Genomic DNA, 12,267 nt, shown 5'->3' with positions numbered 1-12,267 from the left:
GTCGTTATTTTTTCTTCCGGGAGCTTTTCTTGGTGCCCCCGCGGTTTTTCTTGAGGAAATATTCGTAGGTGGTTTCGGGCTTCTCTTCAGCCACGGCTCCGCGTTTCTTACGGGCCGATGCGCGGGCGTAGTCCTTGTCGGGATCGGCTATCTCGCTGTAGATGCGTTTTCCGGCGTATTCTGCTCCGGAGAGCGCGCCCACCACCCGTCGGGCGTCGGCCTTGGGCACGTCAAAAAGCGAATATCCCGGCATCAGGTCTATGCGTCCCACGTCGACACGCTTGCCCTCCACCGTATGGTTGAGCATATCGATGAGGTTGCCGGCAAAAAAGCCGTCGGCCTTGCCTGCGTTGACATAAATGCGTGCCATGCCGCGCTGAGCCGTGCGCCGGTCCTTGTCCTGGTCGTTTTTAGGGCGTTCGGGTTTCTCGCGGCGGGGCTTCTCGTCGATGAAGTCTATCACGGGCGCGTCGCGGTAGTAGTCGAGCAGACGGTTGAATTCGAGCGAAAGCACTCTCTTCAGCAGGTCTTCCTGCGAAAGCCATCCGAGCTTGCGGCTCACCCCGGGCAGATATTTGTCGATCTCTTCGTCGTCGACCTTCACCTTCTCTATCCGGTCGGCCAGATTGTAGAGCTGCTTTTCGATGATGTGCTCAGGCGTAGGCACCTCCTTGCGCTCGAATCTCTTGCCGATCTTCTTCTCGATCTCGCGCAGTTTGCCTTTCTCGCGCGAGTGTATGATGGCTATCGACACTCCGGTCTTGCCGGCGCGTCCCGTGCGGCCGGAGCGATGGGTGTACACGGCCGGATCGTCGGGCAGTCCGTAGTTGATCACATGGGTCAGATCGTCTACGTCGAGTCCGCGGGCGGCCACGTCGGTGGCCACGAGCAGCGATACCACTCCGTCGCGGAATTTGCGCATCACTATGTCGCGCTGCTGTTGCGACAGGTCGCCGTGGAGCGCTTCGGCGTTGTAGCCGTCGGCTATCAGTTTGTCGGCAATCTCCTGCGTATCGCGTCGTGTGCGGCAGAATATGATGGCGTAGATGTTGGGCGAGTTGTCGGCTATGCGTTTAAGAGCGAGGTATTTGTCCTTGGCGTTGACCATGTAGTAGATATGCTTCACATTGGCCGATCCTTCGTTGCGGTTGCCTATCACGAACTCCGTGGGCTCATGCATGTATTTGCGGGCTATGCGGGCTATCTCGTTGGGCATTGTGGCCGAGAACATCAGCATCTTGCGGTCGGCCGGAACGCATGAGAGTATCTCGTCGATGGAGTCGAGAAAACCCATATTGAGCATCTCGTCGGCCTCGTCGAGCACCACTGTGTGCACTCCGCTCAGATCCACCACTCCGCGCTTTATAAGGTCGATCAGTCGTCCGGGAGTGGCCACGATGATCTGCACTCCGTTTTTCAGAGAGCGTATCTGGCTCTCGATCGATGAGCCGCCATAGACGGGGAGCACCTTGATCTGCGGCATATACTTTGAAAAGTCGGCCAGATCAGAGCCGATCTGCAGGCATAGTTCGCGGGTGGGGGAAAGGATGAGCGCCTGAGGCCTCCGCATCTCGGGGTCGATGCGCTGAAGCACCGGGAGGCCGAATGCGGCAGTCTTTCCGGTACCGGTCTGTGCGAGAGCCACCACATCGCCCTCGGCGCCTTCGCCGAGCAGATGCGGTATGACTTTCTCCTGCACCGGCATCGGTGATTCAAAACCCAGTTCTTCGATGGCGCGGCGGAGGTTCTCGTTGACGCCCAATTCTTCAAATGTCATGATTTATTGAAATATAATGAAGTTACAAAGGTAATAAAAATACTTCAACCCTATAACAATTTAATCGGTATAATGATTTTGCGATGTAAATGCGACCCCTGCGACCATGTCCGACGGTCGGATAGATGACGATTTCATGCTTCGATGGAAAAAATCGTGCATGAAAATGCATTTTTGCCGCTTTTTCTTGCGCGGTTGGTAAAAATGCTTTACATTTGCTGTCGGATTTACACATATTACTTAACAAAAGTTGGTTTTTCCAACGTTTAATCTAACAGAATGAAAGCAACAGAAGTACTCGCCGATCTCAAGCGTCGCTTCCCCAACGAGCCGGAGTATATCCAGGCGGTGGAGGAGGTGATCACCACCATCGAGGATACCTACAACGAGTATCCCGAGTTTGAGCGCTACAATCTCATTGAACGCCTCTGCATCCCCGACCGGATATTCTCCTTCCGTGTCAGCTGGGTCGACGACAAAGGCCAGGTGCGCAACAACATGGGATGGCGCATCCAGCACAATAACGCCATAGGCCCGTACAAGGGTGGCATACGTTTCCACTCGTCGGTCAACCAGTCGATACTGAAGTTTCTCGCCTTCGAGCAGACTTTCAAGAACTCGCTGACCACCCTCGCCATGGGTGGCGCAAAGGGTGGCTCCGACTTCTCGCCCAGAGGCAAGAGCGACATGGAGGTGATGCGCTTCTGTCAGGCCTTTATCCAGGAGCTGTGGCGACAGATCGGAGCGGACACCGACGTGCCCGCCGGAGATATCGGCGTAGGTGGCCGCGAGGTAGGCTATATGTATGGCATGTACAAGAAGATGGCTCGCGAGAATACCGGTACCTTCACGGGCAAGGGTCGTGAATTCGGCGGTTCGCTGATACGTCCCGAGGCTACAGGCTACGGCAATGTCTACTTCCTGCTCAATATGCTGCAGACGCGTGGTATCGACATAGCTGGCAAGCGTGTGGCTATATCCGGATCGGGTAATGTGGCTACGTACACCGCCGAGAAGCTCATATCGCTTGGCGCCAAGGTGGTGAGCCTTAGCGATTCCGACGGCACAGTGGTTATCCCCGACGGACTGACCCAGGAGCAGATGGACTATGTGTTCCGTCTGAAGAACATCTATCGCGGACGCATCAGAGAGTTCGCCGAGGAGTACGAACTGCCGTATCATCCCGGAGAGCGCCCCTGGCAGATTGTCGACTGCGACATCGCAATGCCCTCGGCCACGCAGAACGAGCTTGACGGCGACGACGCCCGCGCGCTCCTCAAGCAGGGTGTGATCGCTGTCAGCGAAGGCGCCAACATGCCTTCGACCCCCGACGCTATCAAGGAGTTCCTTGCCGCACGCATACTTTATGCTCCGGGCAAGGCCGCCAATGCCGGCGGAGTGTCGGTGAGCGGTCTGGAAATGGCCCAGAACTCCCAGAAGCTCTCGTGGAGCGCCGAGGAGGTCGACTCAAAGCTCCGCCAGATCATGGCCGACATACATCATCAGTGCGAGCTGTTCGGCAAGGAGTCCGACGGATTTGTCAACTATGTCAAGGGTGCCAACGTGGCCGGCTTCATGAAGGTGGCGCGTGCCATGATGGCTCAGGGTATTCTCTGACGCGTAACCCCTGCACGGCAATAAGAATAAGATCCGGCCGCACATCGCCGCCTCGCATGGTGGAGTGTGCTGCCGGATCTCTGTTTTCGATCGGTATATGCGCCGTGGTGTGTTAAAAAAGAGTTAAATGCATCGGAATGCGGACTAATGTGGTTGCGGTTGACTCTTATTATACAGCATGGACAGGCACAAATTCATACGACAACTGACCGATTATATGGAATCGCACAAGCAGCAGCTTTTCCGCTATGTGTGCTACCATGTCGGGAGCGCGGCCGATGCCGAGGATATACTCCACGATGTATATCTGCGCATGGCCGAGGGCTACGACGCCTCTTGTCCGGTGGGCAATATGCCCGGCTATGTCTATAGGTCGCTGTTCAACGCCTGTGTGTCTAATGCCCGTAGCGTCAGATGTCTGTCGCTCGACTCGCCTGAAGTTGAGCGGCTGATTTCCGAGCCGTCGGCCTGTTTCGAAGATGAGTTCCAGCGTGTCAGCATCATGCTGTCGGGCTTGCCCGAAACGTGCAGCGAGGTCATAAGGCTCAGGATCTATGGTTCGATGACGTTCGACAATATAGCCGAAGTCCTTGGTGTGTCGGCCGCCACCGCAAAACGCCGCTATTATCAAGGGCTTGAGTTGTTAAGATTAAAATACGATGTGTTATGAACCACTCCACCGACCAAAATGAGAGGGATTACGGCCGTCTGATCGAGGCTTTGACTCCGAAGCATGCACCCGTGACGCGGATGAAGTTTGTGATGCCGCGACATCGCCGTAACCGTCTGGCGCGTTTGCTGCATCATGTGGGACGTGTGGCGGCGGTGTTGGTGATAGGCGTCGGTATCGGATTGCTTCTTTCGCGTCCCGACACTACCGTGGCCGCCGAAAAGACCATGGAGCTCGGTATAGAGAAACTGCGTTCATCCAAGGGGTGTCGCATCGAATTGCAGGCAAGGATGCTCCCATCCACACACATCAGGCCGTTCAGGCTGTCGCCCGACGGAGAGATGACCCCTGTGGTGATGAACTATTATTCGGATTCGGTGAATGCCGGCATAACATTGGACTGGGTTGTACAAGGTCAACAGCACTTCATCAGGATATTGCCCGAAGGAGAAGTTTTTTTCGATGGTCAGAAACTCGAATCGTCGGTGCCTGCTGATTTTTTGCGCGGCATGTCGGTGATTTTCTGCTACGACAGCAGGAAGTTCCTCGAAATGTTCGATCGTCGGATGGTTGTGGACCGTGAAGGCAATGCCACTACTGTGAACGGATGGATGAAGGATGGCACTGTAGGCTTCGTCGCCAAGTTTTCCGACTATGGAGGCAGGCTGACGTGTTTCAGAATATCCGATATGTCGAGAAAACCTCATCTGATGATGCTGGAAACCACCTCGATCGAATATTTCGACTGATAGATCAATACCTAATATTAAATTTACAATGATTCGGTAAAATTTGAGGTTTTTCAGCCTTGGCTAAGCCGCTAACTGAGCCAACCGATGATTTATTCTCTTAATTATTTTGAGATGCGGAGATTTTCCGCAAGTCGAAATAATTGTTGAGGCGAGATAAGATTCAAACATAAGCCGTTTGAACTGCGCTACTGAAAGATCCGGATAATCCTTCCTTATGACCTCTTTGCAGACATTAAGTGCAGTGAAGGAAAGATTGAATGCGAAGTCAAGCCGGTCTTTGTCGCGTGTCTGTTGCGACTGGAGTCCTGTAAACTGTTTGGCATCGCGTATGCCGAACTCAATCTGAAAGCGGGTGCGGTAGAAACCGATGATCTTTTCAGGTCTCATATTGGTGTCGGTAGAGAAGTAAAGAAGAGGCTCTCCGTTTTCAACCGGACAGACCACGATACGGATGTCGCGTTTCAATGCCCTCGAATGTACGACCGCCGTGTGACATCGGGTTTTGATTCCTTTGGAATCCTCATATATGAATGAAGTGAACACGGACATATCAAGAGTTGAGAAATCCACTTTCTCTCCATACTTTTTCTTTCTGCCGCGTCTTCGCGGGGCGGAGGAATCCGGTATGGCCAGATACCTCAGATATGAATTGGCACGTAATCTCCCGACAAACCGGAATCCCATGCCAATCACTTTATTTACAAACTCATATTTGGAGAAAAAGGCATCGGCAACCAGAATATCCGTCAGTGAGAGCAGCTCTGCCGCCTTTGACCTGACAAGTGCCACATACCAGTCAAGCATTGACATTTGTTTCTCAGATTCAAGAGTCCTGAAGTCCGGGGACTGGACAGCACCGAGCATCACACATGTATGTTTACTCAGACTTATTGCCCCGATCGCCATTATCTCCAGACCGCGTTTTACACGTTGTGCCACCCCTGACCAGAATCGGCCTATGCCATATGTAAGGCTGCCTGACTTTGAAATGAACGACGGATCGATTGCCACTGCCATGTCATCGGACGGTCCAAAACAATCCTGCGCCATACCTATGTTGACTTTCATCCAGTCTACGGGTGTCTTGAAATTGGAGGCAAAGGTCTTGGCAGTACGACCGCCATAGCGCGACAGCCGGGTAAAATTGACTTTGCCCGGAATCAACGCTACAGTGCGTATTGTTAAAATCAGCCAGTTGAGGAACCTTTTGCTCATCTTGGTTGTAGTATTTTCAAATACCGACTTACACTGAAAGGTGAAGTCTTTGAGAATCGCCAATACGTTCATATTGTTTAATGTTTTTATAATGAACGCTTTGGCGATTCGTTTGTATTTGACAATTCGATATATTAACTTAACTTTCAACTACTTCGGTAATTTTTACCGAATCATTGAATTTATACAGACATGAAAAGAAATGTGGTGCAGCCGGTCGTCGGGCTGATGCTGACGGCTCTGACGGCTGCATGTGGAGCGAAAAACGACAATGCGGCGGGCGGTGCGTCGTCGCTGGCGGCTTTCGATCAGTTGCCGGTCGTAGCCGAGCGTGTGCAATTGCCCGATGGAGGTTCTATCGTGGTGGCTGATCCCGGCAAGGCGGGCGAGAAGGTGACGCTGAAACTGTCGGATCTTGCCGATGACCTGAAGATCGTAAGACTTGAAAACTCCGACGATGCTCTTGTCGGGGCGGGGCAGACCTGGATCACGGGTGAGCGTATCATTGTCTACAGCGATGGCGTCGTGAAGCAGTTTGATTTCGAGGGCAAATACCTGGGTCAGATCGGCGCCAAAGGCAATGGACCCGGAGAGTATTCCATCGCGCCCTACGATTTCTATGTAGATGCCGATGCCGGACGTATATATATGGTGCAGTATAACGCCACAAAGCTGATGAGCTATAATTCCGACGGAACCTTTGCCGGCGACATCCCTCTTGCGCGCCAGATGCCTAAGGGCGCGGTGAGAGTCGACACGAAGCGGCAGCGCATCACGGCTGTGTCGATCTGTTTCGACGGCTCTAAATCCCGCGACGAGGTGTGGGAACAGGATTTCGACGGCAACATTCTGTCGTCGGTGTCCATGCCATGGCTGGAGATGCCTATGGATTTCAGCAGCGAACTTTACAGTGACATAGGCAGCCGTGCCGAGGGATTCAGCTATGCGATGTTTCGCATCGATGCCGCAGCCGATTCGCTCTACGGATACGACGGCCGGACGCTGCGGCCTGTATTTACGGCAGGCATAAAGGAGGGTCTGATGCACAAGTATGACCGCCTCGGAGGCATGTATCTCTTCCTCAGCTTCGGAGAGCCGCAGGCTGTCAACGACAACAGTTACGTCATTCCGTCGCAGACTCCGATGCTTGTCGATCCGGTCAGCCTGCGCGGAGCGTATTGCAATATTATGGTCGACTGCATCGGCGAAGTGCGCTGGGACAGCGGTTGGGCATTCTCCAAAAGCCCCGGTTATTTTGTAATGAATTCGAGCCCTGGTGGTCTTTCGTCGTGGATCGACAAGAGTATCGAGCAATATGATATTTCCGGCGATGAGCTGAAAAAACTCAAGGATTTTCAGGCCACGCTCGACGAAGACGACAACAACATCGTCATATTCGGGCGCTGGAAGTGACGGCCGGTAGCTGACCGGTCAGTGTAACGCGGTGAGTCGTAGCCATTATGGCGGCGGCTCACCCTTTTTTTATGGCCGTCTGGGGTCAGAACGAGTACTGGCATTTTGTGTTAAAAAAAATTAAATAGGGGGGGGTAGTTATAAAAAGTTAACTGAGTTTTCGGATATGTGTTGTAAATTTGACAAAAATTGGTGAACAAAACATTAGTGCACCATAACGGAGCGACAGTGTAAATACCAGCGGCAGAGGCCGCGAATGAGTTCAGATTATAACCCTAACGACGAACTATATTAAAAACCAAATAAAATGAGGCAAAAATTACATCCACCTTAGATTATTTGAGAATGGTCTTGCCGCAGTCCGCTCTTGGGGGCGGTTTAGGCCGCCCCCGCCGCTCGGGCATCCCCTAGCCAGAAGGAGAGAGGAATAGTTTAGAGGGCGGAATCAGGTTTCGTAGAGACGAAGCCGTCGATATATGACTTATTGGATGTCACAACAGCAAAAGCCTGTCTAACGAGTTTATTTGCCACAGCAATCATGGCTACTTTGCCTGATTTTCCTTTGCCCCGCAAACGCTGGTAGCATTCCTTGCACGCCTTGTTGTGCTGACTTGCTGACCATGCCGCCACATAAAGCATCGAACGCAGAGTCTCGTCACCGTTACGGTTGATATGTCCACGGATATTGATGCTTGTGCCGGACTGCTCTATCGTGGGGCAGATACCGATAAAGCGGGACAACTGCTTGGCATTTTCAAAGTAGGTAAAGCCTCCGGTAGCTATAATCAGCGCAGTGGCAAGTGTGACTCCGATACCCTTTATAGAGGTAAGGAGTTTAAGCTGCTTGTCAAACACATCGGTTACGACCGTCTCCATTTCCTGCTGCATGTACTTGATCTGCTTTTCAAGGAAGGTTATGGTCTGTTTCAATGAGTTCAGACATTTCTTATCCTTAACCGGCAGAGGCTCAAGTGATGAAAGAAGATTCTTTGTCGCTGTCAGTTGCTTCTGAAGTTGACGCAGGACTGTTTTCTTCTGTTTCAGAAGCATTATCTGTTCGGACGGGAACTTATATGGTTCCGGCTTGAATCTCTCCCCGAAATCGGCAATGAGACAGGCATCTTTGGAGTCTGTTTTGGTAACCGACATCATTACGCGGGAATAGTTTTTTATCTTCTTCGGATTTATGAGGCTTGCCCGTATGCCGGTCTTGTCAAGAAGATAAAGAAGAAGGAAGCAGTAGTTGCCTGTCGCCTCCATCACGCAGTGGTGGATAGCATGGTCAAGCTTCGAGATGAACTTGCGGATGCCTTTCGCGTTGTTTTGGAAGGTCTCGGTACGGTAGCCCTTTCCATGAGGAAAAGCAGCTACAAACGTCGCTTTGCTGATGTCGATGCCTATGTATGTCATGTTATCAAATCTTTTGTCAGGAACTACATCTTTTGCACTCTCGTCGCAAACACGGGGTCAGTCATACCGCCCCAACGAACTATCCAGTCTTTAGATGTAAAAGCATGGGGACTGAACGTTAGTCACGGGTTTTGCCACCCCCTAATCTGCCTTGTTCCATGCTTGTGATGCCTGATATTTGAAGATAAATTTATTCAAAAACATTTAACCGTACAAATGTACGACCTCTAATATAAATCTTATGCCAAAACAGTTGACAAAAGTAATGCTGGCATGCCTTCTCAGTGCAGGAGGCTGCTATCAGGCTGTCTACGCTCAGGAGGCAGCCGGCGTGTCCCAGACAAATGGGACCTGTACCGGCACCGTGACCGACTCAACGGGTGAACCGATGGTCGGAGCTTCGGTGTTTGTCATTGGTACGAACAAGGGAACATCGACCGATATCGACGGCCGGTTCTCGCTCACAGGTGTTAATAAAGGTGCTACTCTGCGTATATCCAGTGTGGGCTACACCACAGTTAACGTGAAATGGGACGGCCAGCCTCTGTCGGTGGTGCTGTCCGACGAAGGCAACCAGCTCGACGAAGTAGTAGTCGTCGGCTACGGTATCCAGAAGAAAGTGAATCTTACCGGTGCTGTCGCCACGGTCAATGGCGACGTGCTCAAGGATCGTCCGATCACCAATATCGGTCAGGGTCTGCAGGGTGTGATCGGTAACCTTAACGTATCGGCCAACAACGGTGGCGCTCCCGGTGCCACATCGTCGTTCAACGTCCGCGGTACTACCTCGCTCAACGGCGGTAGCCCGCTGGTGCTTGTCGACAACGTGCAGATGGATGCCAACCTCGTCAACCCCAACGACATCGAGTCGGTGACCGTGCTTAAGGACGCAGCTTCGGCTGCCATCTATGGTGCGCGCGCTGCCTACGGTGTGATCCTCATCACCACCAAGAAGGGTCGTGCCAACGAGAAGCCGACCATCAGCTTCGGTGCGTCGGGCTACTGGTCGCAGGCTGCCATGGAGTTCCATAAGGTCAACTCGCTCCAGTATCTCCAGATGATGAACGGAGCCGCACAGAACGACCGTGGCTCGAACTACTTCAACGATCTCGTGAACCAGTATGTTGAAGATTACTTCTACGGCCGCTACGATTCGCCGGTATTCACCGTCCCCGGATCAAACAAGTATGAGTATTGCGGCAACACCGACTGGTGGGACGCTCTCTACAAGACTTCGTTCTCACAGCTCTACAACCTCAGCATCAACGGCGGTACAGACAAGACTACCTACTACGCTTCGCTGGCTATGACCGACCAGGGAACCAACCGCCGCGGCGCCGACGAAAACTTCAAGCGCTACAACGCATCGATCAACGTCGAGACCAAGATCAACAACTGGCTGACTGTGGGCGGTAAGATCAGCAATGCCTACGTCACCCAGACCCACCCCACCGGATCGGGCAACTCGGGCGTGACAAGCATGTCAGGTATGTTCAAGAACGACCTTCGTCCGTTCATGCCTGTCAAGCACCCCGACGGTAACTGGGCCGGACAGGGCAGCTTTACCAACCCCGTGGCCGTGGCTGCCGAGGGCGGTAACTCCAAGACTCAGAACAATGACCTCTGGATGACAGGCGTTGTTAAGCTGACTCCTATAAAGAATCTCTTCGTGCAGGCCGACTACACCTGGAACGCCTACACTTCCAACCAGACTTCGCGCAACACCGCGTTTATGGAGTATGGTGTCGATGGCGAGCCTCTGGCCGACTATCCCTGGACCAGTCGTCCGACTTACATCTACAAGTATTCGGCCAACGACTACTATCAGGCATTCAACGCCTTCGCGCAGTATGACTGGACACTCGGTGGAAGCCACAACTTCACCATCATGACCGGTTACAACCAGGAAAAGAAGGTCAACGGCTCGTTCAGCGCACAGCGCAATGATCTTCTTAGCGGCAACTCCAACCAGTTCAACCAGGCCAGCGGCGACCGCAGCATGAGCTCTTCAGCCACACAGTGGTCGATCAACAGCTGGTTCGGACGTCTCAACTACAATTATCAGGGCAAATACCTTGCTGAATTTGTATGGCGCTACGACGGCTCGTCGAAATTCCCCAGCGGTGACCGCTATGGTTTCTTCCCCTCGGGATCGATCGGCTGGCGTATCTCTGAAGAAAGCTTCTGGGAAGGCATGCGTGGCTGGTGGAACAACATGAAGATCCGTGCTTCTTACGGACGTCTGGGCAACCAGGCCGTGGGATCCAACTTCCCCTATATCGCCAACATGAACTCCGGTACTCTCGGATATATCGTAGGCGGCTACAACAACCGTCCGCTGGTGGTTCAGGCTCCGGGTCTTGTCAGCGCTACTCTGACATGGGAGAAGGTTGATCAGCTCGACCTCGGTTTTGACGCTGCATTCCTCGGCAACCGTCTGACAGCCGAATTCGACTGGTATCAGCGCGACACCAAGGGCATGCTCACAGGGCAGAATCCTCTCCCCGGCGTGCTCGGCACGAACGTTCCGCAGGCCAACGCAGCCGACCTCCGTACAACCGGTTGGGAGCTCGCCCTCCGCTGGAACGACCGCGTGAACTCCATAGGCCTAAACTACTATGGCCGTGTTTCGCTCTCCGACTATCAGGCCGAGATCACCAAGTTTGACAATCCCGACAAGAACCTCGGTTCGTACTACGTAGGCCAGAAGATTGGCGAAATCTGGGGCTATGACTCCAACGGTCTTTTCCAGACTGCCGAAGAGGTGGCTTCAAGCCCGAGCCAGAGCCAGATCTGGGGTGGAACATGGGAACCCGGTATGACCAAATATGTTGACCGCAACGGCGACGGCATCATAGGCTATGGCGACAACACTGTCGACAACCCAGGCGACCGCCACATCATCGGCAACAGCACTCCGCGCTATCAGTTCGGTATCACTGTAGGTGCCGAGTGGAAAGGATTTGACTTCGATATGTTCTGGCAGGGTACCGGCAAGCGCGACTACTGGTTCGGCGGCGACGACTACTGGGCTTTCAGCAATGAGTGGTCAGTACCTCAGAAGCATACAGCCAACAACACCTGGACGCCCGAGAACACCGGTGCATTCTTCCCCCTGCTCTCGCACAACGGTGGCAAGAACGGTGCAAGCCGTCAGACTTCGACCCGCTATCTGCAGGATGCAAGCTACGGCCGTCTGAAGAGCGTGATGCTCGGCTATACTATCCCGGTCAAGGTCACTTCGAAGGTGGGAATCGAGCGTCTGCGCCTCTATGTGCAGGGTGAGAACCTCCTGACCATCACCCCGATGGAGAAGTGTGTAGACCCCGAGACCCTCGGCAACATGACCTACCCGCTTCAGCGCAAGTTTACAATAGGTCTTAACCTTACACTTTAATCAATCCCGTAAAAAC

General features: G+C 53.0%; 8 protein-coding genes. 5 read left to right on the top strand and 3 right to left on the bottom strand.

Annotation, left to right across the window (positions count from 1 at the left end; all coding sequences use genetic code 11):
• Window positions 1-4 precede the first annotated feature (4 nt).
• Window positions 5-1,777, bottom strand: coding sequence for a DEAD/DEAH box helicase (locus NF347_RS07950; RefSeq protein ID WP_370524017.1), 1,773 nt, complete (start codon window positions 1,775-1,777; stop codon window positions 5-7).
• A 279-nt stretch (window positions 1,778-2,056) separates the two neighbouring features.
• Here NF347_RS07950 and NF347_RS07945 point away from each other — a divergent pair, with 279 nt between their 5' ends.
• From NF347_RS07945 to NF347_RS07935, 3 genes are all read left to right on the top strand, one after another.
• Window positions 2,057-3,394, top strand: coding sequence for an NADP-specific glutamate dehydrogenase (locus NF347_RS07945; RefSeq protein WP_107036963.1), 1,338 nt, complete (start codon window positions 2,057-2,059; stop codon window positions 3,392-3,394).
• Window positions 3,395-3,572: 178 nt separating this feature from the next.
• Window positions 3,573-4,064, top strand: a complete 492-nt coding sequence (locus NF347_RS07940) for an RNA polymerase sigma factor (RefSeq protein WP_107036962.1) — start codon at window positions 3,573-3,575, stop codon at window positions 4,062-4,064.
• Window positions 4,061-4,813 (top strand): hypothetical protein, encoded by a 753-nt coding sequence (locus tag NF347_RS07935; RefSeq protein ID WP_107036961.1) that lies wholly within the window; start codon window positions 4,061-4,063, stop codon window positions 4,811-4,813. The genes NF347_RS07940 and NF347_RS07935 overlap by 4 nt, the downstream gene beginning before the upstream one ends.
• Window positions 4,814-4,876: 63 nt before the next feature.
• On the opposite strand, the gene NF347_RS07930 is transcribed toward NF347_RS07935, so the two are convergent.
• Window positions 4,877-6,031, bottom strand: a complete 1,155-nt coding sequence (locus tag NF347_RS07930) for a transposase (RefSeq protein ID WP_306254116.1) — start codon at window positions 6,029-6,031, stop codon at window positions 4,877-4,879.
• A 192-nt stretch (window positions 6,032-6,223) separates the two neighbouring features.
• Between NF347_RS07930 and NF347_RS07925 the strand changes: the two genes are divergently transcribed.
• Complete coding sequence (locus NF347_RS07925; RefSeq protein ID WP_107036083.1) at window positions 6,224-7,444, top strand: 6-bladed beta-propeller; 1,221 nt, start codon at window positions 6,224-6,226, stop codon at window positions 7,442-7,444.
• A 432-nt stretch (window positions 7,445-7,876) separates the two neighbouring features.
• On the opposite strand, the gene NF347_RS07920 is transcribed toward NF347_RS07925, so the two are convergent.
• Entirely contained in the window at window positions 7,877-8,854 is a 978-nt protein-coding gene (locus tag NF347_RS07920) for an IS110 family RNA-guided transposase (protein WP_107033536.1), read from the bottom strand.
• Between the two features lie 253 nt (window positions 8,855-9,107).
• Between NF347_RS07920 and NF347_RS07915 the strand changes: the two genes are divergently transcribed.
• Complete coding sequence (locus NF347_RS07915) at window positions 9,108-12,251, top strand: SusC/RagA family TonB-linked outer membrane protein (protein WP_240604880.1); 3,144 nt, start codon at window positions 9,108-9,110, stop codon at window positions 12,249-12,251.
• The last annotated feature ends 16 nt before the right edge of the window (window positions 12,252-12,267 follow it).

Source organism: Paramuribaculum intestinale (assembly GCF_030759015.1).
Taxonomy (GTDB): domain Bacteria; phylum Bacteroidota; class Bacteroidia; order Bacteroidales; family Muribaculaceae; genus Paramuribaculum; species Paramuribaculum intestinale.
Note: the sequence above shows the minus strand (reverse complement) of the source record. Positions and strands in the feature narration are given on the sequence as shown.

Excerpts from the sequence above, each read along its gene's own strand:
- NF347_RS07950 (WP_370524017.1), bottom strand. The coding sequence starts at position 1,777 with ATGACATTTGAAGAATTGGGCGTCAACGAGAACCTCCGCCGCGCCATC.
- NF347_RS07945 (WP_107036963.1), top strand. The coding sequence starts at position 2,057 with ATGAAAGCAACAGAAGTACTCGCCGATCTCAAGCGTCGCTTCCCCAAC.
- NF347_RS07940 (WP_107036962.1), top strand. The coding sequence starts at position 3,573 with ATGGACAGGCACAAATTCATACGACAACTGACCGATTATATGGAATCG.
- NF347_RS07935 (WP_107036961.1), top strand. The coding sequence starts at position 4,061 with ATGAACCACTCCACCGACCAAAATGAGAGGGATTACGGCCGTCTGATC.
- NF347_RS07930 (WP_306254116.1), bottom strand. The coding sequence starts at position 6,031 with ATGAGCAAAAGGTTCCTCAACTGGCTGATTTTAACAATACGCACTGTA.
- NF347_RS07925 (WP_107036083.1), top strand. The coding sequence starts at position 6,224 with ATGAAAAGAAATGTGGTGCAGCCGGTCGTCGGGCTGATGCTGACGGCT.
- NF347_RS07920 (WP_107033536.1), bottom strand. The coding sequence starts at position 8,854 with ATGACATACATAGGCATCGACATCAGCAAAGCGACGTTTGTAGCTGCT.